The sequence below is a fragment of the Nonomuraea sp. NPDC050383 genome (genome assembly GCF_044459125.1).
In the GTDB taxonomy this organism is placed as follows: domain Bacteria; phylum Actinomycetota; class Actinomycetes; order Streptosporangiales; family Streptosporangiaceae; genus Nonomuraea.
In genome coordinates this window covers 211,361-231,581 of the sequence record NZ_JBITIP010000010.1, presented here as the reverse complement: position 1 = coordinate 231,581, position 20,221 = coordinate 211,361, and the positions used below count along the sequence as shown (strand labels likewise).

At 72.8% G+C, this 20,221-nt stretch carries 18 protein-coding genes; 10 read left to right on the top strand and 8 right to left on the bottom strand.

Annotated features, from left to right (window positions below):
• Positions 1-29 precede the first annotated feature (29 nt).
• Both ACIBG4_RS25370 and ACIBG4_RS25365 read left to right on the top strand, forming a co-directional pair.
• Positions 30-1,208 (top strand): MFS transporter, encoded by a 1,179-nt coding sequence (locus tag ACIBG4_RS25370; RefSeq protein WP_397203914.1) that lies wholly within the window; start codon positions 30-32, stop codon positions 1,206-1,208.
• Positions 1,205-2,161: a TolB family protein gene (locus ACIBG4_RS25365; protein WP_397203913.1), complete on the top strand. Its 957-nt coding sequence runs from the start codon at positions 1,205-1,207 to the stop codon at positions 2,159-2,161. Before ACIBG4_RS25370 ends, ACIBG4_RS25365 begins: the two co-directional genes overlap by 4 nt.
• Before the next feature lie 296 nt (positions 2,162-2,457).
• Here the strand turns inward: ACIBG4_RS25365 and ACIBG4_RS25360 are convergent, their stop codons facing one another.
• The gene (locus tag ACIBG4_RS25360) at positions 2,458-3,102 is read right to left on the bottom strand and encodes a hypothetical protein (protein ID WP_397203912.1); all 645 of its coding nucleotides are present in this window, start codon (positions 3,100-3,102) and stop codon (positions 2,458-2,460) included.
• Between the two features lie 177 nt (positions 3,103-3,279).
• On the opposite strand from ACIBG4_RS25360, the gene ACIBG4_RS25355 reads away from it, so the two are divergent.
• From ACIBG4_RS25355 to ACIBG4_RS25335, 5 genes are all read left to right on the top strand, one after another.
• A complete protein-coding gene (locus ACIBG4_RS25355; protein ID WP_397203911.1) occupies positions 3,280-4,047 on the top strand; it encodes a GntR family transcriptional regulator in 768 nt (255 codons plus the stop codon).
• A 69-nt stretch (positions 4,048-4,116) separates the two neighbouring features.
• A complete protein-coding gene (locus ACIBG4_RS25350; protein WP_397203910.1) occupies positions 4,117-4,464 on the top strand; it encodes a hypothetical protein in 348 nt (115 codons plus the stop codon).
• Positions 4,461-6,449 (top strand): GH36-type glycosyl hydrolase domain-containing protein, encoded by a 1,989-nt coding sequence (locus ACIBG4_RS25345; RefSeq protein WP_397203909.1) that lies wholly within the window; start codon positions 4,461-4,463, stop codon positions 6,447-6,449. The genes ACIBG4_RS25350 and ACIBG4_RS25345 overlap by 4 nt, the downstream gene beginning before the upstream one ends.
• A gap of 82 nt (positions 6,450-6,531) precedes the next feature.
• On the top strand, positions 6,532-7,338 hold the full coding sequence (locus tag ACIBG4_RS25340; protein ID WP_397203908.1) for a sugar isomerase domain-containing protein: 807 nt from the start codon (positions 6,532-6,534) through the stop codon (positions 7,336-7,338).
• Entirely contained in the window at positions 7,335-8,027 is a 693-nt protein-coding gene (locus ACIBG4_RS25335) for an SDR family NAD(P)-dependent oxidoreductase (RefSeq protein WP_397203907.1), read from the top strand. Before ACIBG4_RS25340 ends, ACIBG4_RS25335 begins: the two co-directional genes overlap by 4 nt.
• A 93-nt stretch (positions 8,028-8,120) precedes the next feature.
• Here the strand turns inward: ACIBG4_RS25335 and ACIBG4_RS25330 are convergent, their stop codons facing one another.
• Positions 8,121-8,948, bottom strand: coding sequence for an alpha/beta hydrolase family protein (locus ACIBG4_RS25330; protein WP_397203906.1), 828 nt, complete (start codon positions 8,946-8,948; stop codon positions 8,121-8,123).
• Between the two features lie 78 nt (positions 8,949-9,026).
• Here ACIBG4_RS25330 and ACIBG4_RS25325 point away from each other — a divergent pair, with 78 nt between their 5' ends.
• Complete coding sequence (locus ACIBG4_RS25325) at positions 9,027-10,370, top strand: M28 family peptidase (RefSeq protein WP_397203905.1); 1,344 nt, start codon at positions 9,027-9,029, stop codon at positions 10,368-10,370.
• Positions 10,371-10,374: 4 nt separating this feature from the next.
• Here ACIBG4_RS25325 and ACIBG4_RS25320 read toward each other — a convergent pair whose 3' ends face one another.
• Together ACIBG4_RS25320 and ACIBG4_RS25315 are read right to left on the bottom strand one after the other, a co-directional pair.
• Positions 10,375-11,565, bottom strand: coding sequence for an MFS transporter (locus tag ACIBG4_RS25320; RefSeq protein ID WP_397203904.1), 1,191 nt, complete (start codon positions 11,563-11,565; stop codon positions 10,375-10,377).
• A gap of 26 nt (positions 11,566-11,591) precedes the next feature.
• Positions 11,592-12,479: an MBL fold metallo-hydrolase gene (locus ACIBG4_RS25315; RefSeq protein ID WP_397203903.1), complete on the bottom strand. Its 888-nt coding sequence runs from the start codon at positions 12,477-12,479 to the stop codon at positions 11,592-11,594.
• Positions 12,480-12,622: 143 nt separating this feature from the next.
• Between ACIBG4_RS25315 and ACIBG4_RS25310 the strand changes: the two genes are divergently transcribed.
• Complete coding sequence (locus tag ACIBG4_RS25310; protein ID WP_310713118.1) at positions 12,623-13,051, top strand: MarR family transcriptional regulator; 429 nt, start codon at positions 12,623-12,625, stop codon at positions 13,049-13,051.
• 33 nt (positions 13,052-13,084) lie between these two features.
• Here ACIBG4_RS25310 and ACIBG4_RS25305 read toward each other — a convergent pair whose 3' ends face one another.
• On the bottom strand, positions 13,085-13,921 hold the full coding sequence (locus ACIBG4_RS25305; protein WP_397203902.1) for a phosphotransferase: 837 nt from the start codon (positions 13,919-13,921) through the stop codon (positions 13,085-13,087).
• 299 nt (positions 13,922-14,220) lie between these two features.
• Here ACIBG4_RS25305 and ACIBG4_RS25300 point away from each other — a divergent pair, with 299 nt between their 5' ends.
• Complete coding sequence (locus ACIBG4_RS25300; RefSeq protein ID WP_397203901.1) at positions 14,221-15,639, top strand: hypothetical protein; 1,419 nt, start codon at positions 14,221-14,223, stop codon at positions 15,637-15,639.
• A 20-nt stretch (positions 15,640-15,659) separates the two neighbouring features.
• Here the strand turns inward: ACIBG4_RS25300 and ACIBG4_RS25295 are convergent, their stop codons facing one another.
• From ACIBG4_RS25295 to ACIBG4_RS25285, 3 genes are all read right to left on the bottom strand, one after another.
• A complete protein-coding gene (locus ACIBG4_RS25295) occupies positions 15,660-15,791 on the bottom strand; it encodes a hypothetical protein (protein WP_397203900.1) in 132 nt (43 codons plus the stop codon).
• Between the two features lie 179 nt (positions 15,792-15,970).
• Positions 15,971-17,275, bottom strand: a complete 1,305-nt coding sequence (locus ACIBG4_RS25290) for an aspartyl protease family protein (RefSeq protein WP_397203899.1) — start codon at positions 17,273-17,275, stop codon at positions 15,971-15,973.
• Between the two features lie 656 nt (positions 17,276-17,931).
• On the bottom strand, positions 17,932-20,169 hold the full coding sequence (locus ACIBG4_RS25285) for an Orn/Lys/Arg decarboxylase N-terminal domain-containing protein (protein WP_397203898.1): 2,238 nt from the start codon (positions 20,167-20,169) through the stop codon (positions 17,932-17,934).
• Positions 20,170-20,221 lie beyond the last annotated feature (52 nt).

Below are 20,221 nucleotides of genomic sequence, written 5' to 3'. Positions count from 1 at the left end.
CACGCCCGCGGTCCCGACTCTCCTGGCGGGTGCCGGGGAACGTGCTCGCGCTCGGCGCGGTCAGCCTGGTCACCGACGTCTCCTCGGAGATGGTCACGGCCGTGCTGCCGCTCTACCTGACGCTCTCGCTCGGGCTCAGCATGCTGCAGTTCGGCGCGCTGGACGGGCTGTCCTCGGGGGTCACGCCCCTGGTCCGGCTGGCCGGCGGCCAGGTCGCCGACCGGTGGCGGCGCAAGCCGGTCGCCGGGGCCGGGTACGCGCTGTCGGCGCTGTGCAAGCTCGGGCTGCTCGCCGCCGGCGGGTCGGTACCCGCGCTCGGGGCGGTGATCGCGGCCGACCGCACCGGCAAGGGACTGCGGACCGCGCCGCGGGACGCGCTCATCTCGCTGAGCGCTCCCCCGGACGCGCTCGGGTACGTGTTCGGCGTGCACCGGGCGATGGACACCTGCGGCGCGCTGCTCGGGCCGCTCGCCGCGTTCGCCGTGCTGTCCGCGACCGGCGGGGCCTACGACGCGGTGTTCGTGACGAGCTTCTGCGTGGCCGTGCTCGGCGTCCTCCTCCTCGTGCTGTACGTGCGGGAGCCGCGCGACCCCACGGGACCGCGCCTGCCCGCGTCGCTCAGGGCCACGGCCCGGCTGCTGCGCCTGGCGCCGTTCCGGCGGGTGTGCCTGGCGGCGGCGCTGCTCGGGCTGGTCACGATCGGCGACGCGTTCGTCTACCTGCTGCTGCAGCGCCGCGCCGGCCTGGACGCGGCCGCCTTCCCGCTGCTGCCGGTCGGGAGCAGCGCCGCGTACCTGCTGCTCGCCGGGCCGGCCGGGCGGCTGGCCGACCGGCTGGGCCGGACGCCGGTCTTCCTGGCCGGGCACGCCGCGCTGGCCGCCGCCGGCCTCGTGCTGCTCGGGCCGGGCTGGCTGGTGCCCGTGCTGCTGCTGCACGGGGCGTTCTACGCCGCGACCGACGGCGTGCTCATGGCGGCGGCGGGGCCGATGCTGCCGGCGCACCTGCGCGCGAGCGGCCTGGCGCTGCTCCAGACCGGGCAGGCGGTCGCGCGCACGCTGTCCTCGGTGCTGTTCGGCGCGCTGTGGACCGTCTGGGGCGGCGGCCAGGCACTGGCGGTGATGACCGGCGCGCTCGCGGTGTGCGCGCTCGCCGTCGTCCCCGTGCTGAGGTCCGCCGCGTCGCTCCCGGCCGGGGAAGGCGCGCCGTGAGGCGGGCCGGGCGCACGGCCGTGCTGGTCGCCGCCGTCGTGCTGCTGGGCGGCGGCGCCACGGGGTACGCGGCGTTGACCGACCGGCGCGAGGCCGCCCCCGTCCGTGAGGCGCCCGCCGCCGTCCGGCCGGGGTGGCTCATGTTCCGCGCGGCGGAGGGCCGCGTCGGCCGGGTGCCGCTCGGCCACCCCTCGGGCCCTCGGGTCGTGGACGGGCCCCGCTGCGACCGGTTCTCCACCGGCGGCGGAGTCTCCGTGTGCCTGGTCTCCCGGCCTGGGCCGGTGACCACCGCCGAGGCGATGATCCTCGACCGCTCGCTGCGGGAGACCCGCGGGATCGAGCTGGCCGGGATCCCGAACCGGGCGCGGGTGTCGGCCAGCGGCCGGATGGTGTCGTGGACGGTGTTCGTCACCGGCGAGTCGTACAGCCGGGGCCGGTTCTCCACCTGGACCGGCATCCTCGACACCCGCACGGGCTACGCCGTGACGAACATGGAGGACATCCCGCTCACCCTCGGCGGCCGCCGCCACCACGCGCCGGACGTCAACTACTGGGGCGTCACGTTCGCCCCGGACGACAACCGGTTCTACGCGACCGTGGCCACCGGGGGGAAGACGTACCTGGTGGAGGGCGACTACACCGGCTGGCGGGCCCGCGCGATCAGGGAGAACGCCGAGTGTCCCTCGCTGTCGCCCGACGGGGCCCGCCTGGTGTTCAAGAAGCGGGTCTCCGCCGGCTCCGACCGGCCGTGGCGGCTGTACGTGCTCGACCTCGCCTCGATGCGCGAGACGCCGCTCGCCGAGACCGCCGGCATCGACGACCAGGCGGCCTGGCTCGACGACCGGACCGTGATGTACGCGAAGGGGCACGACGTGTGGTCCGTGCCCGCCGACGGCGGCGGCTCGCCCGCCCTCCTGGTACGCGACGCGTCCTCACCGGTGGCGGTCCGGTGAGGACGCGCGGGTTCAGCTTCCGGGTCCGGCCTCGGTGAGCGCTTCACGGGCGTGGGGGGGGGGGGGGGGGGGGGGGGGGGGGGCCGCCCCCCCCCCCCCCCCCCCCCCCCCCCCCCCCCCCCCGGGGGGGGGGGGGGCGGGGGGGGGGGGGGGCGCCCCTCCCGGGGGGCGGTCCGTTGCGGCCGCGGGGTTTCAGCTGCGGGGTCGGGCCTGGGTGCGCGCTTCCGGGGGGTGGTGTGCCCGGCGGTGGGAGCCGCCGGGCACACCTCTTCACGCACGGGCCGCGGCCCGCCTGATCAGATGGTGCCGTTCTCGATGGCCTGCTTGAGGCCCGCCTGCGTCTGCTGGTGGGCGGCGGTGCCGTTGGCCGCGACGAAGTCGATCAGCGTGGCGTCCGCGTCGAAGGTGAGGTTCTCGGTGACCACCGTCCTGCCCGGGGCCAGCACCCTGAACGTGATCTTCTGGTGGGTGACCACGGCGGGCTCGGACCAGGTGTCGGTCTCGTAGGAGAAGCTCGCGGTGTTGAGGCGCTGCTGGGCGTACACCTTGTTGGTGACGGTCGCGCCCTCGTACGGGATCTCCTCGATGGCGGTGAGGTTGACGTACCGCGTGGCCTCCTGCCGCCATTCCTTGTGGGTGGCGACCCGCTTGAGGAACGGGTTGGGGCCGATGTGGTTGTTGATGTTCGAGTAGGCGGTGAACACCTGCTGGATGGGCCGGTCGATCTGGATGGAGATCTGGCTGGTGGCCCGGCTGCGGCCCGAGTCCGGGGCGGGCGGCGTGGTGTCGTAGAACGCGTGGGTGTCCCAGGCGGTCTGCCACTCGGCGGCCAGTTCGGCGTCGGTCTGGGTGGTGTCCGCGTTGGCGGGCCCGGATGCGGCGCTGACGAGGAGAGCCCCGGCGAGCACGGGAGCTGCGGCGAGGCGAAGGAAGTGCTTCACGTACACCTTCAGGTAGAAGCGATGGTACGGATGTCCTTCTATCGCAGATACGCGTCCTTTTTCCGGTACTTCACCGGAATGATCAAATTGTGAACATCTTCCGGCATGCCGGGCTGTTGACACCATCGAGCTCGAACAGAAAAGATACGGTCGTCCGTACAAATAAGGATGGACGACATGACCGACTGGGAACGCCGCCTGACCCTCGACCCGTCAGCCGCTGTGCCGCTCTACTTCCAGCTGCGCGAGCGTCTGCGGGCCGTCATCCGCGACTGCGAGCCCGACACCCTGATCCCGGCCGAGAAGGACCTCATGGTCTACGCCGGCGTGAGCAGGGCCACGGCTCGCCGGGCGATCGGCGACCTCGTCCAGGAGGGGCTGCTGGTCGCCCGGCAGGGCAGCGGCACCTACACCGCGCCGATGGTCGTGGCCCCCGAGCTGGGCGCGCGCCCGGCGGGGTTCACCGAGACGATGGCGCGGCTCGGGCGCAGGCCGACGACGCGGGTGCTCAGGGCGCACCGGCAGCCGGCCGGCGCCGACGTCGCCGTCGCGCTCGGCCTGGGCGAGGCGCAGGAGGTCGTCTTCGTCGAGCGGCTGCGGCTGATCGAGGGCACACCGTGCATGGTGGAGAGCGCCCACCTGCCGGCCGACCTGGTGCCGGGCCTCCTGGAGGAGGACCTGACCGGCTCGCTGTACGACCTGCTCCGCATGAAGTACGGCCTGACCCCCGCCAACGGCAGGGAGACGATCGGCGCCGTCAACGCCGACTACCGGCTCGCCGAGCTGCTGCGCGTGCCGATGGCCGCCGCCCTGCTGGTCACCGCCCGCAGCACCGGCACCGACAGCGCGGTCCCGCTGGAGTACACCATCCGCCACGCGCGCGGCGACCTCGCCGTGTTCTCCGTGGAGCTCAACGACGCCAAGAACGCCCTGATGGGCCAGTAACGCCCCTCGCCGGATCCCGGGGCGGCGCCGCCGCACCGGTGGCGAAGCGCTGCCTTCCGGAGGTCCAGCATGACCATGACGATCCGGCGCCGCCCGCACGGAGGCGCCGCGCTGACCACGGCGGCCGGCCTCCTGCCCGCCTTCGCGGGAGACGCTCCCCCAGACCTGTTCGAGATCGGCGGCTGGACGGTCGCCGGCCACGCCCGCAGGGGACGGATCGCCCCGATCATCCCCCAGGCCATGGGGGTGCCCGACGAGAAGGCACTGGTGGCGAAGGACGACCGGTGCGCCGTCGACTCCCCGTCCTGCCAGGGCGAGCGCATCGGCCCGGTCACGGCCGTGCCGCCGCTGGTGCCGATGTTCGCGCTGCAGCGCTACCACGTGGCCGGGCTGACGCTCGGAGGAGTGCAGGAATGAGCGCGTTCGGCGCCTGGACCACCGCGCACGGACTGCCCGCCTTCTCCTACACGATGGACCAGGACCGGGATCCGCGCGCCGAGTGGGACCCCGTCCTCGACCCGCCCACCCGGCGGCACGCCGTCCACCTGGGCAACCGGCGGATCACGCTGGTGGCCGACAACTACGGCCTGAGCGGCCTGTTCGACGAGCACACGGGCCTGAGGTGGCTCACGCGCGACACGGGCGTCACCCGGGTGGGCGCACTCTCGACGGACATCTCGGGATCCGAGCGGATCTTCGGGCCGACGTTCGTGATCGTCCGGGTGGCGGATGACCGGGTGTCGCTGGAACGCACCGTGCTCTGCCCCGAGGGCGAGGCGCCGTGGGTGCTGATCCGGCTGCGCGTGCGCAACCTGCTCGGCGAGCCGGCCCGGCTGACGCTGACCGAGGAGTGGACGGCGAGCCCCGCCGAGGTCCGGCTCCTCACCGGCGCGGAGCCGGGCGAGGATCCCGGGCTGGAGCTGGAGGTCGTCGGCGGGGCGGAGCCGTGCCGGACCCGATCCGGCCGGGTGGCCGTCCCCCTCGTTCTCGACGCCCATGGTGAGCGGCTGGTCGAGCTCAGGTACGGCCTGCTGGACGACGCGAAGGCGTCGTTCGGCCACAGCCTGGCCGTCCTGCGCGACCGGCTGCCCCGGGCGTCCGCACCCCGCGCGCCCGAGGCCGAGCGGGAGATCCCGTGGCACGCGGCGCTGCTGACCGGCGCCGCCTGCGCGGACGGCGTGCTCGGCGGGCACACCCTGGACCAGGGGTCGTGCTACTCCTTCCGGCACGGGTTCAACGGCGCCGCCCGCGACCCGCTCCAGCACGCGCTGCCGCTGGTCTACACCGAGCCGGACCTGGCCCTGTCCGTGCTGCGCAACACGTGTGCCTGGGGCAGCCCCGACGGTGACCTGCCCTACGCCCTCGGACCGGACAAGCAGCCGTGGACCGGCCTGTTCCGGCCGTCGGACCAGAACCTGTGGGCCCTGTGGCTGGCCGCCGAGTACCTGTCCGCCACCGGCGACGAGGCGGCGCTGCGCGAGCCCGTGCCGTACCACCCGGTCCACCGGGCCGAGCCGGTGCCGCTCGGCGAGCACCTGCGCCGGCAGTTCCGGTTCTTCGCCGACGTGGTCGGCCGGGGTGTGCACGGCCACGTGCGGATGCTGAACGCCGACTGGAACGACATGGCCATCACCGAGAGCGGGGTCGATCGCGAGCTGATGATCGCGCGGGGCGAGTCCGTCCTGAACTCGGCCATGGCCGCCTGGGTGCTGCCGCGGTACGCGGTGGTGGCCGAGCGGCTCGGCGATCTCGCGACCGGGATCGAGGCGCGCAAGGTCGCCGAGGAGCTTCGCGGGCTGGTGGCCGAGGAGTGGAACGGCCGCTGGTTCCGGCGCGCCTACGGCCCCGGAGCCGTCGTCGGGGACCGCGACATGTGGCTGGAGGTGCAGCCGTGGGCCATCCTGTGCGGCGCCGCCCCGGCCGGCCGCGCGGCGGAGCTGTTACGCAGGATCGAGGCCACGGCCGCCGCCGGCTCGCCGCTGGGCGCCCGGCTGCGCTGGCCCGTCCGGGAGCACTACGGCCCCGGCGGCGTCGGCACGATCTGGTACGCGACCAACATGACGCTGATCTGGGCCGCCGCCGACCACGTTCCCGAGCTGGGCTGGCAGTGGTGGCGGCGGATGTCCCTGGCGGCGCACGCGGCGGCCTACCCGGACGTCTGGGAGGGCACCCTGTCCGGGCCCGACGCCTACCTGGCGCCCGAGACGGACCGCCCCGGCCGCACCTGGGACCTCGCCGGCCTCGGCATCGCCATGCAGGCGTATCCCGTCGCCAACCTGCACAGCCACTCCCAGCCGCTGCTGGCCTACCTGCGGCTGCTCGGCGTCGAGCCCTTCCGCGAGCGCGCGGGGGCACGGGACGGCGCCCGGTTCGTCTCGCGCGTCCTGAGCGCAGGCCCATGACGCGGCCCGGGGACGTCCGACGTGCTGTTCGCCGTTCTCGGCACCGGAATGGGCGGCGCGCGCTCAATGGAGGGAGATCTGGATGAAGTGGATACGGCGGGCGATGGAGCTGCTCGGAGAGATCGAGCGAACACAGGAGGAGGCCCTCGCGGCGGCGGCGCGCATCGCTTACTCCGCCATCGGCGGCGGCGGCGTGGTGCACACGTTCGGCACGGGCCACTCGCGGATCGGTGTGGAGGAGATGTTCCCCCGCTACGGCTCGTATCCCGGCTTCCATCCCATCGTGGACCTGTCGACGACGTTCTACACGCAGGTCGCCGGGTCGAACGGGATGCGGCAGGCGATGTTCGTCGAGCGGGTCGAAGGGCTGGCCGACGCCATCCTGGCCAACTTCGAGCTCCGGCCGACGGACGCGGCGATCATCTTCAGCGTCAGCGGGCTCAACGCGGTGCCGATCGAGATGGCGATGGGCCTGCGCGAGGCGGGGCTGTCCGTGGTGGCCGTGACCTCGATGCGGGAGAGCACGGCCGTCGAGCCCGGCCACCCCAGCGGGACGCGGCTCGCCGACCACGCCCACGTGGTGATCGACCTGTGCACCCCGGTGGGCGACGCGCTGTGCTCCGTGGACGGGCTGGCCGAGCCGGTCGGCCCCGGCAGCACGCTGGCCGCGGTCTCCGTGGTCAACGAGATCAAGGTGCGCACGGCGGAGCTGCTCGTCGCGGGCGGCTGGACGCCGCCGGTGATCTCCAGCGCCAAGCTCGTCGGCGGCCCGCGCTCCGAGGAGCTGTTCGAGGCCGCGTACCTGGAGCACGCCCGCCGCGCCGCCGACGTGCTCAGAAAGCCGGCCGACGTGCTCAGGAAGCCGGCCGACGCGCCCGGGAAGCCATGAGCGCGGTTCTGGTGGCCGGCTCGGAGGGCGGCATCGGCCGCGCCTGCGTCGAGGCGGTCGAGGCGTCCGGCGTGCCCGCCTTCGGCGTGGACCTGGCCGGCGGGATCGACATCACCCGGCCCGGCGGGGCGGAGAAGGCGCTCGCCCGGGCGACGGCCGCGCACGGGGCGGTCTCCGGCGTCGTGCACGCCGTCGGCATGTCCGGCCGGGCGCTCGGCGACGGCGGCGTGGCGGGCTGCACCGACGCGGCGTGGAGCGAGGTGCACCGGGTCAACCACGAATCGGTCTTCCGGCTGCTGCGCGCGGCCATCCCGGCGATGCCGCGGGGCGGGTCGATCGTGGTGATCGGCTCGGCGCTGGGCACGTCGATCGACGACGACTTCCGCACCGTGGCCTACGCCTCGGCCAAGGGCGCGCTGATCCCGCTGATCAGGACCGCGGCGCGCGAGGCGGCGCCGCACGGGGTGCGGGTCAACCTGGTCTCCGCCGGGCTGGTGGCCACCCCGATGAGCCGCCGCGCCCAGACCTCCGAGGCCATCCAGGCGAGGCTGCCCTCGCTGATGCCGCTCGGCGGCCGGCTGTGCCGGCCGGAGGAGGTCGCCCAGGCCGTGCTCTGGCTGCTCTCGCCGTCGTCCGGGCGCACCACGGGCGCGGTCATCCCCGTAGACGGAGGGTGGCACCTTCGATGAACGCGCTGCGGAAGGCGACGTGGCCACGGCCCGACCCTGCCCCGCCGACCGGGAGCCCCGGCGCCGCCTTCGCGCCACGTCGCCAGGGGCCGGCTAGGGCAGGTTCTTCTCCGCCTGGTTCTGCCAGCCGGCGTTGGTGTTGAGCTCCGGGGCGGCGCCCGCGAAGGCGCCCCGCGCGTAGGCGTCGTCCTGGAGCCGGTACATGAGCCAGGCCGTCAGGTAGCCGAGAAAGCCGCCGCCCGTGCCCTGGATCGTGTTGTGGTCGGCGCCCTTGAGCAGCGCCTTCGCCGCGGCGTTGGGCACCTGGCCGTAGTACGTCTGGATCGCGGAGTGGGGAGAGATGATCACGTCGTTGGCCCCGCTGAGGAACAGCACCGGGCAGGCCAGCTTGCTGACGGAGAACGCGTCTCCCGGGCTCACCCAGATCGGCGCGGGCAGGGAGATGGGGACGACGGTGTCGATGAGGCCGCTGGTCCTGGTGGCGGTGTTGACCGAGCCGCCGGCGCCCTGGGAGTGGCCGACCGCGCCCACCTTGGTCACGTCGAGCTTGCCGTAGAAGACGCTGGAGGCGTCGGCGTTCCGGTCGACCAGGTACTGCGCCGCGGCGATCATCTCCGAGCCGGTGCCCGTCGTGGTGTCGGTGGACGCGACCACGGCGAAGCCCCAGGAGGCGAGCTGGGTGAGCACGCCGGAGTACTGCGTGGGCACGGCGTTGGTGCCGTTGCCCCAGGTGATGATCGGATGCTTGAAGCCGCCGGCGCCGAGGTCGGCCGGGTAGGTGAGTCGATAGCCCGGCACGTCGGCCGTGGTGACCGCCCAGGGGCCGGCCGTCCGGTAGTGCGCCTCGATGGTGTCCGCCGCCCGGGCCGGTGCCGCGACGACTCCCAGGACGAGTAAGACGACTGCCGCGAGGAGCCTCATACAGCCTCCCTCAGATATGTACGGATGACCGGAACTCTCGCTTCACACGCGCCCCTTGTCAATGGTTGGATCATGGTCATGGAACACCTGCCTTCGGCCGCGGAGATGCTCGGCTGGATCGAGACGGTCGTGTCGCGCGGCATCCGCCGTCCCGGCTATCCGGCGGACGTGTGGACGGAGCGGTGGCTGGCGGACCGGCTGGCCGCGTTCGGGCTCGACGTCTCGCTGGAGCCGGTGGAGCTCACGCGCTGGCAGCCGGGCGCCGGAGTCCTGCTGCTGGAGGACGGCACGCAGTTCGCGGGCATGCCGCTGCCGTTCACCGCGCCGGCCGGCGGACTGCGCGCCAGGGTCGCCCCGCTCGGCGACGCGCGGCCCGGCGACATCGCGGTGGACGAGCTGGCCTTCGCCGAGGTGCCGCAGTCGTTCGTCAGGACGCTCGCCACGTCGGCCTACGATCCGGAAGGGGTCTTCGACACGCTGGTCCAGACGATCCCGTTCGGGCCGCGGATGATGCGGGTCGTGGAGCCCGCCCTGGAGGCGGGCGCCGCCGGGTTCGTGGGCGCGTTGACGGGCGTGCCGTGGGAGACGCACGACTACTACGTGCCCTACGACGCCGTCGAGCGGCCGATCCCGGGGCTGTGGCTCTCCGGGGACGACGCCCGGCGGCTGCTGGCCCGGCTGCCCTGCCAGGGCGAGCTGGTCGCCGAGGCGGTCCGCGAGCCGGTGACCACGCACAACGTGGTCGCGACGCTGCCGGGCGCCTCGCCGCACTGGGTGATCGTCGCCTCCCACCACGACGGCCCGTGGGCGTCGGCCGTCGAGGACGCCTCCGGCGTCGCGCTGGTGCTGGCCGCCGCGCGCCACTGGGCGCGCGTGCCCGCCGCGGAGCGGCCGCACAACCTGATGTTCCTGTTCACCTCCGGCCACATGGCCCATGCCGCGGGCACCAGGGCCTTCATCGAGCGGCACCGCTCCCTGCTCGCCGACGTGGTGCTCCAGATGCATTTGGAGCACGCCGCGCTGCGGTGCGAGAGCGTGGACGGCAGGCTGCGGCCGACTCCGGACCCCGAGGTCAGGTGGTGGTTCACGACCCGGGCGCCCCGCCTGGAGAGTCTGGTCGCCACGACGCTGGAGGCCGAGCGGCTGCGGCGGTCCTTCGTGCTGCCGCCGGACGCGTTCTCGCCGATGCCGCCGACCGACGGCGCGTTCTTCCATCCCGAGGGCGTGCCGCTGGTGCACTTCCTGTCGGCGCCGATGTACCTGTTCGACTCGGCCGACACCCTGGACAAGGTGGACGTGGCGGGGCTGGAGCCGCTGGCCCGCGCGGCCGTCCGCATTGTGGCGGGCACCGCCGGCTGGACACCGGACACGCTACGGGAGGAGGACGAGGCCGGAGGCGGCAGGAGGACGGCCACGGCCTGAGCCGTCACCTTTCGCCGAGGCGCCGGGACAGCAGCGTTCCGGCGGTCATGGACGCGGCCGCGGCCAAGGCGGCGGTGGCGGCGAGAAGAGCCGATCCGGCGTAGCCGAAGGCGTCGGACAGCGCGGCGAAGGCGTACGGGGCGATGGTGGCGCCGGTGTAGACGCCGATCTGGACGGTGTGCCCGGCGTTCTCCGCCTGGTGGGCGACCAGCCGCAACGTGGTGGCGAGCAGGAGCCCGGTCCAGCCCCACCCGGCGGAGAAGGCCAGCGCGGCGCCCAGGACGAACGTCACCGGCGTGCCGATCGCGATCATCATGAGCCCGAGGGCCCCGGTGAGCATCATCGCGATGATCACCGCCGGGTTGCGGTGCGGGGCCCGGTCGGTGAGCGCACCCGCGGCGAGCCGGACGGCGACGGCCAGCAGGGCGCTGAGCGACAGCAGGTTGCCCGTGACGGTGGCGGGCAGCCCGGAATGGGTGCCCAGCTGGACGAAGTAGGTCGCCACCGCGTTGTTACCGGTGGCCGACAGCGCGGCCGCCAACGCCCACAGCACCAGCACGCCGCCCGTCCCGCGAGCGGTGGCGCCCCGGCCCACCCGTTCCGGGGAGGTGCCGGGCGGGAGACGGGTCAGCGGGGTGAGCAGGACGGGGACGAGGGCGATCAGCCCGGCGGCGACCATCGCCGTGCGCCATCCGTGGACCGGCAGGACCAGGGCGACCAGCAGGCCGGGCACGATGGTGGCCGCCCCCAGCGCCGCGCCGATCGTGCCGGCGGCCAGCGAGCGCCGGCGAACGGGGACACGCGCGGCGATCAGCCTGCCCGCGACGGGCTGGACGAGCCCGTTGCTCAGCCCGCCGGCCACCAGGGCCGCCGTCATCGTGGCCAGGTCGTCCGCCTGGGAGACGACGAGCAGCGCGGCACAGGCGGCCACCGCCGCGACGGCGAGCACCACGGGTGCGGGCAGGCGTGCCGCCGCCCGCTTGGCGATGGGTGAGCCCAGTGCCGTGGCGGCGTAGAAGGCACTGATCATAAGCCCGACGGCGGTACGGGAGACGCGCAGGTCCTGCTCGATCGCCGGGCCGAGGGCGCCGACGGTGAAGCCGGGCATCACCGTGACCGTCGTCGTCAGCGCGGCCGCGACGATGCCCGGCCAGTAGCTGGTACACGCCTTCGCGGGAAGCCCGCGCGCGATCATCGTTGTCACCGTGCGTTCCGGATGGCTCAGGCGTCGAGAGGGCGCCAGGCGGGGCCGTCGCCGTCCCGCCGGACCCGTCCGAACACCACGTCGGCGAAGTGGCCGCCGAACCCGATCGTGCCGGGCTCCTCCAGCTCGGCGACGAGGCGGCGGCGGTGGTCGGCGGCCCCGGCAGGGTCGTGGTCGTAGACGCAGGACCATTCGGGGTGGTCGACCTGGATCGGTGAGTGCAGGGCGTCGCCGAAGGCGATCAGCCGCTGTCCGCCCGAGGTGATGACGTATTCGGCATGCCCCGGCGTGTGACCGGCGGTGATCCGGACCCGCACGCCGGGGAAGATCTCCTGCCCGTCCGCGACCGTACGGACGCGCGGCGCCAGGGCGGCGATCTCCTTGGTCATGCCCTGCGCCTCCAGCAGCTGGCGCTGAGCCCATTCCGGCTCGGACACCAGGTAGCCGGCCTGGGCGAACGCGGGCCGGTCACCGCCCGGAGCGGGGTGCCAGGCCCAGCCGAGATGATCGGCGTGCAGGTGGGTGAAGGCCACCGCCTCGATCTCCTCCAGCCCGCGGCCGAGTTCGGCCAGACCGTCCAGCAGCGCGCCACCGTGGATGGCGCCGTTCGGCTGTCCTGGCGCGGCCGGCACTGACTGCGGGCCGAACCCCGCGTCGATCAGCAGCGCACGGTCGCCGTTCTCCACCAGCAGGCCGCCGATGCTCGCCACGAGATGACCGGAGGCATCCAGGTACTCCGGATGAGCGGCCCAGACCTCATCGGTGGTGTCCGGCAGCCAGGCGAGCGGCCTCCCCTGCACGGCGCCGTCCGGCACGAAGGACACCTTCGTGTCGCCCAGCCGCACCGAGCGGATCCCCGACGGCCGGCGCAGCCGCTCGCTCAGATCAACCGTGGAGTTCGTCATGATCCCATTCCTTCGGTGGTCAGGTCGTCGCCGCGCCCTTCGGCGGCGACTACGCCACCGTAAACGTACAGCTAGAAATATTCAAGCTTGAAATGTGTTCGCTTGAAATGTGCTGACTTGATGGAGTTGCTAGGATGGGCCGTATGACGACGTCCCCGGAGCCTCAGACCATCGCCGAGCGTGAGCTGTGCGGTCTGGTGAACGGACTGGCCCAGCAGATCGCCGACCACGTACGCGTACGCGCCGTCGCCGTGGGTCTCACCGCGGCCCAGGCCACCGCGGTGCGCGAGATGACCGGGCCGATGACCATGCGCGAGCTGGCCGAACGCATGAGCTGCGAGCCCTCCAACGCCACCTTCGTCGTCGACAAGCTCGAAAAGCAGGGGCTGATCGAGCGCCGCGCGCACCCCACCGACCGCCGCGCCCGGCAACTCGTGCTCACCGCCCAGGGCATCGCTCTCCGCGAACGACTCCTCGAACTCCTCACGCAGGACTCACCGCTGGCCGGCCTCAGCCCTGAGCAGCAACGCGCCCTTCAGGGCCTGCTGGAGCAGGCCATCACCCGCCCATGACGGCCGTGCCGCCGGTCTCCGGCGGGCGGACGGTCACACGGCGTGCAGCGCCGCGTCGATGGCCACGGCGTTGCGCTCCAGCCACGCCTCACGCCGTTTGATCTTGTCGCCGACGCCCTCGTCCCACATCCTCGCCCAGCCGCCGCCCCGCTCCTCGGCGATCTGCTTCATCGAGAACCACGACCGCCGCGCTCGCAGCAGGGCCACCTCGACGAGGCGGGAGCGGTCGACGTCCGACATGCCGTAGGCGTCGGCGAGGATCCGGCAGCGCCGCGGCACGTTCACCTCCCGCAGTGGCGGGTCGGCGTCGGCGGGGTCGCCCAGCGGCGCCCAGTACAGCATCGCGTTCAGCGCCTCCTCCACCCTCGCGACCGGCTTCGCCATGTCGAAGTCGATCAGTGCGGCCGCCCTGCCGTCCCGGAACACGATGTTGTCCGGCGTGTAGTCCATGTGGCCGACCACCTCAGCCGGGTACGACGGCTTGGGCGGCATGCCCGGCGGCTCCGAGACCCCGTAACCCGGCCGCACCCCCGCGGGGACGACGAAACCCGCGACGGCCTGGTCGTAGTCGCGCACGAGACGCCCGACGGAGGCCAGCCGCTCCTCATCGGCGATCCACGCCGGCCTGGGCCGCCCGGCGACCTCACCGGGGACGAAGGTCAGCACCTCGCGCCCGGCCGCGTCGATGCCGAGGAACCGCGGCGCGCCCGCGAACCCGACGTCCTCCAGGTGGCGCAGCAGCGCGTGGACGAGCGGGGCGTTGGGGCCGACCGGGCGGCGCACCGTGTCGCCGGCGCGCACGACCCCCTCGGTGACGTCCCCGCCGGCGAGCGGGATCTCGGGATGGGGCTCGGATGGTTCGACGTACATGAAGGAGTTCATCTTCCCTGCGCAGGCGAGAACTGGATCTTATGTGACCCGCCGGCCGCCGTCACCAGCCCGAGGACCAGCACGACGGCGGCCGTCACCGCCTCGCCGTACCGGTCGAGGCGAGGACGGGGCCGAGTCGGATTCGTGACCGAGAGAGTGCGGCGAGAAGACAGAAGCCGCTGGACAAATCCGCGCTGCCTGCGGAACATGATCTACGTTCGGCGGTCGTTCCCCAACGAGCTCCGGATCCTCGCCCAGCACCGCCTCGCCCCCGACATCCCCCAACGTGAGGACCGAGGATGACCCGTTCAAGGGCCCTGCTGTCCGTACTCGCCATGGCCGCGTCCGCGCTGACGATCAGCGGGAACGCGCAGGCCGACGCGGACCTGCCGTTAGCGTCGGCGACCTTCCGCGCCACGCACAACAGCTACTCCGGCGACGTCGACGGCGCCAAGAAGTCGATCACCTACCAGCTCGACCACGGCGTGCGCTTCATCGAGCTCGACGTCCACGACAACGGGTACGCGACCGCGCGCGACTACGCCATCGGCCACGACTCGCCCGGTGACCAGGTCGACCACTCCGGAAACCCGGCTTCCAACCTGTTGCGCGACTGGCTGAACGTGATCAACACGTGGTCCGCGCAGCACCCGGCCGCCGCCCCGCTCGTCGTCATGCTCGACCTCAAGGACGACCTGACCGACAATCCGTCGTTCGCCGCCGGCAACCTGGCCGCGCTCAACCACGAGCTCGTCTCCGTCTTCGGGCCGCGGCTGCTGACGGCCGCGGACTACCCGGCGAGCCCGCCGTCGGTGGACACGCTGCGCGGCCGCGTCCTGACGCTGCTCTCCGGCAACGGGAAGAGCCGCGCGGAGTACAAGCGCGACATCGGCAGCGACCCCGCGATCGCGATCAACGCGAAGGGGCAGGTCGTGGAGGTGCACGACTCCGGGTCGGGCGTGCTCTGGTACTGGACCGGCAGGTACGACGACGGCCGGGTGACCTGGCTGCGCCATGGGCGGTACGACAACGGCAGGACGCCCGCCGTCGCGCTGAACGACAACGGCGACCTGGTCGAGGTCCACCAGTCCCAGAGCGCGACCACGCTGTGGTACCGCGTCGGGCGTCTCGGCGCGGACGGCGAGATCACCTGGTCGGCCAGCCACCAGTACGACAACGGCGTCCTGCCGACGGTCGCGTTCACCAGCCCGGCCGGCACGCAGCTGCGCGAGATCCACCGGAGCCAGAGCAACACCCAGAACTGGGAGTGGAACGGCACCCTGAACACCGGCACCTCGACGGTGTCGTGGAGCGGGAACGCGAAGACCTCCGACGCCCGCTTCGACAAGACCACCTCGGCCCGCGGCACGTCGAGCGTCCACGTGTGGACCGGCGCGGACGGCCCGACCCCGGCGCAGACGCTCCGTGTGGACACCGACCGGTTCACCGGTGACCGCATCCGCTACCCGCAGACGGCCTTCGACGAGTTCCAGAAGGGCGACAGCGCGGAGCTCCAGCAGGGCGCCCTGTTCTACGCCGCCCCGGCGAAGGAGTCCGTCTTCATCGCCTCGGCACGGCAGTCGGGGAAGCTCGCGCGCGGCTGGGACTTCGACGCGGCGGACATGGCCACCACCCCCCTGGCCAGCTACCCGGCGACCAACCACCCCTACGACACCTGGTACGAGAACCTTCTGACCCGTTCCGGCGCCGTCCAATAACGGCTGCTCCGAGCCGGCCGTCAGCTCGTCCGGAAGGAGGAGCGGCAGGACCGCGGCGTGACGCCGACGACGTTCGGCTGCGCCACGACCACCGACCAGGTGTCAGCCACCAGGCCAAGCGTGGTGCGGGCGTTGCAGTCGGCGAGGAACACGTCGTGCTCACTCGTACAGCGCCCTCACCCGACACCGATCTCCGCACCTGGCCCAGCATGCCGACAGGTGGGTAGCTCGTGATCGCTGCCATCGACGACTGGCTCCGACCACCTTTGGTACAGGCCCTGGCAACGCCCTGTCACTCGGGGTGGCGGGATTCCGCTGCGGGTAGCGGTGATCAGGTGGCCTTCCCGCGGGCGATGTAGAGGTTCATGTGGGTGAAGTCGAGCGTGACGTTGTAGGGCTTGAAGAAGCAGTGGAAGAAGGCGGCCGGCACATCGAACCCCAAGGAGGCGAGCTCCGCCTGTGGGTGCGTCTCGCAGTAGATCTCCTTGGCCGCGGCGTCGCCGAGGCGGATCTCCTTCGGGTAGCAGGGGTAGGTGACGGCTGGGTGGCTGTGGGCGAAAGTCCCGATCGGGCGGTCGTAGTCGCTGCGGATCCCCAACCGCTCGGCCGTGTCCCCGAACACGACCGCGGCCATCTCGCCCCTCCCGCCGAAGTTCACGCCCACCACCCCTGTTCCGGAGCCGGCGACGCCGGCGATGCCGCCCCTGCTGTGCAGATACTGCTCCCGGGCCAGCCACAGCGGGAGGGGCTCCGCGCCCGCCCGTGCGGCGGCGGCGCGTGCCTTCCTGGCCGTCTCGGGAGTTCTGCGGCGCAGGATCAGCGACCGGCCCGCGTAGTCGAAGGTGGTCAGCAAGTGGTAGAAGACCCACGTGCCGATCAGGCCGTCGCTGTCGGTGTCGACATCTTCGCCCGACTCCGTCGACGACCAGCCCACGGGGACGTTGCGCAGTTCGATGCCGCCCAGCTTGAAGGAGTCCAGTATCCCGTAGTACGCCCAGATGGAGCCGTTCTCGTACTCGATCTTCTGGCTGGCGACGGGGCTCAGCCCGGCCTCCTTGGCCACCGACGCGCGCATGCTCAGACTCGGGGCGCCGGTGTAGAACGTGAAGCGCTTCGGCGGCCCGCCGTTGACCGAGGCTTCTACCAGCGGAATCGGGTCCATCTGCTGGAACGGCACACGCGCGATGTCGCCGTGGATCTGATACGGCTCGCCGCGGACCGCCGCGAACCAGGTGGCGTAGGCTTCCTCACCGGCCGCTCTCCAGCGTGGTGCGGCGAGGGAGAACTTGTCCTGCCGGATGTAGCAGTCGGCCAGGAAGTAGTTGGCGTCCCTGTCGTCGGGCGCCAACTCGATGGCCATCCTGAGGTATTTCTCGGCGTCGGGGAACTGGTTGCCCAGCAGCCCGACGAAGCCGCGCCGGCGGGCCGCGTGCAGGTTCTTGGGGTCCTTCTTCAGGATCACCTCGTACGCGCGGCCGGCCTGCTCGAACTTGCCGGCCTTGAACAGCGCGTCCGCGTCACCGCTGCCGGCCAGCGCCGTGGCCGCCCCACCCAGCAGCGGCGCGGTCGCGGCCGCACCGGCCAGCACCGCGGCGCCCCGTAACACCGAACGCCGATCCCATTCTCCGTCATTCACCAACGTCTTCTCCCTTTCATGATCACCTTTGCCGGACCTTTCGTCCACCGGACGGTCCCAGCAGCCCCGGGCGGCTCATCTCGCCCTGTTTGACGAGGGCGACACCGGAGCTATCGGGGCCGGCCGGGCCCGCACGGCATCGACCCGATGCCGGCGGCCCGGACCGGTGGCCTCGCGCCGGGCAGGGCCACCTGGATGGCCGGCCCGTCCGGCCACACGCCGCCGGGTTTCACCGCGCGCTCGGTGACTCACCCGCCGACCCCACCCACTGTCGGCCAGCCTTGTCCCCGCCCCGTCCGTGCCCTGTCACGGTCGTGTCACAGCCGCAACCGACGGCGGCAGCCGTCGAGAACCCGCGGCATGCGGCAGACCACGCGCGCACATCCGGGACCGATCGCGGTTGGTGATGAACCAGCCATGCGCCCTTTCCGCACCGGCTCCGGGACCGGATGTACGCGGTCAGCCGGTGCTCGCCATGCTCCTGCTGGTCCCGGTCGAGCGGAACGCGCCACGTCAGACGGCGCGGGCGGGGGAACGCGAGCGGACGTCGCACTCCCCTGCACCGGCAGGGCATACGACTCCGCGCGACCGCGGCGCACACGGGTCCGGGCCACGCGATTCCCTGCGCACGGCCACCGGGGGGCGTGGGCTCGGGGTCAGTCCTTGACGACCTCCACCCAGTAGCGGCCCTCGCCGTCGCGGTGGGCGCCGTGGATGTCGGTGGCCAGCTCCGGGAAGGCCCGGTCGAAGTCCTCCAGAGCCCGCAGGTACGCCATCAGCGGGCCGTCGGCCGGGCCGGTCGCCTCTCCGGGCATCAGCATGGGGATCCCGGGCGGGGTGACCACCACCGTGGCCGCGGCGACCCGATCCGGCAGGCCGGTCAGCGGGACGCGCTCGGTGCGGGCCCGGATCATCGCCTGGTAGCAGTCACCCGGAGTCGTGACCGGCTCGGGCAGGGTGGTGAAGACCTGGTCGAGAAGCTTCCCGACCCCGGAGTCACGCAGCCTCTCGTGGACCAGGGTGCAGAACTTCTGCAGCGAGATCGCGGGCGGCCCGAAGCCGGGCAGCACCTCCGCCAGTGGCAGGTCGTTGTCGTAGGCGTGCTTGAAGTCGGTGAGCGCGTCGATCAGCGTGCCCCACTTGCCCTTGGTGATCCCCATGGAGAACAGCACCAGCAAGGTGTGGTCGCCCGTCTTCTCCACCACGATGCCGCGCCGCTCCAGGTAGGCGGCCACGACACGGGCCGGGATGCCCCACGCGAGCGTACCCGTGGCGGCGTCGGCACCCGGGCAGGTGATCGTGACCTTGACCGGGTCGAGCAGGCAGTAGCCCTCCGACATCCCGTCGAACCCGTGCCACGCGGCGCCCGCCTCCAGGGTCCAGCACCGGGGCTCGGCGCACAGCAGCCCCGGGTCGGCGTCGGCGAAGGAGACGGTCCGGCCGGTGCTCGGGTCGGTGACCGCCGGGGGCTGCCAGACGCCGAAGAACCAGTCGGGCCGCAGCTCGTCCTCGCGGATGCGGGCGGCCAGCCGTACCATCGCCTGCCGGAACCGGACCGCCTCGACGATCGCCTCCCCGGTGAGGAACGGCCCCGACGGGCCGTCCATCATCGCCGCCGCGACGTCCAGCGAGGCGATCATCGGGTAGAGCGGTGACGTGGAGGCGTGCATGAGGTAGGTCTCGTTCAACGCGTCGTAGTCGACCGGCGCCCGCTCGGCGGGGCGGACGTGCAGCATCGCCGCCTGCGACAGCGCCGCCAGCAGCTTGTGCGTCGACTGGGTGGCGAACACGGTGGGGCGGTCCGGGCCCGGCAGGGTGCGCTCGTCGATCGCCATGCCGTACCGGCCGGCGTAAAGCGGGTTGAACCGGGCGTAGGCGAACCACGCCTCGTCGAAGTGCAGCCGGGGCACGCTGGCGCCGAGCAGCTCGCCGACCCGCACCGCGTCGTAGCACACCCCGTCGTAGGTGGAGTTCGTGACCACCGCGTACGACGGCTCGGCGGCGGCGAGGGGGTGGGCGGCCAGCCGCTCGCGGATCGCGCCCGCCTCCAGCGCGGCGGGCGGGATCGGGCCCGCCAGACCGAGCCCGTTGCGCTCGGGCACGAGATAGACCGGCCGGGCGCCGCTGATCGCCAGCGCGTGCTGGACCGACTTGTGGCAGTTGCGGTCCACCAGGACGGTGTCGTCGCGGGCGATCGCGTGGTGACCGACGATGCGGTTGGCCGTGGAGTTGCCGTTGACGACGAAGAAGGTGCGGTCGGCGCCGAAGATGCGGGCGGCGTTGCGCTCGGCCTCCCCGATGGGGCCGGTGTGGTCGAGCGGCGATCCCAGCTCGGTGACGGAGATGGACAGGTCCGTGCGCAGCAGCCGCTCGCCGTAGAAGTCGAAGAACGCCCGCCCGACCGGGGACTTGAGGAAGGCCACCCCTCCGGCGTGCGCCGGGGTGTGCCAGGAGTAGCGATGGTGGTCCTGGAGGCGGCGCAGGGCCCCGAAGAACGGCGGAAGGATCTTCTCGGCGTACTGGTCGGCGGCGTGGGCGATGCGTCCGGCGATGAACTGCGGAGTGTCCTCCAGCGGGAAGACGTAGCCCTGGATGACCTCGTACACCCACAACGGGAGCTCCTGCTCCTGGGTCATCAGGAAGACGGGCAGGCCACGGAACCGGCGGCCCACCGCGCCCAGCAGCTCCTCGGCCCCCGGCCCGTCCCACGCCGCCAGCACCGCCGTCAGCGACGCGTCGGACCCGACCACCGCCAGGGCGTCGCCGGGCCGGTGGGTCCAGCGCACCTGGAGCCCGAGCTCGTCCATCGCCGCGCACACGCGGCGGATCTGCTCGGCGAGCGCCGAGTCGGCGTCGGGACGTTCGGTGACGGCGGCCAGAACCGTTCGCTCCATGCGGCGCTCCATGCTCGGGGGGAAAGGGGCGGTAAGGAGACTCCCCAGCCAT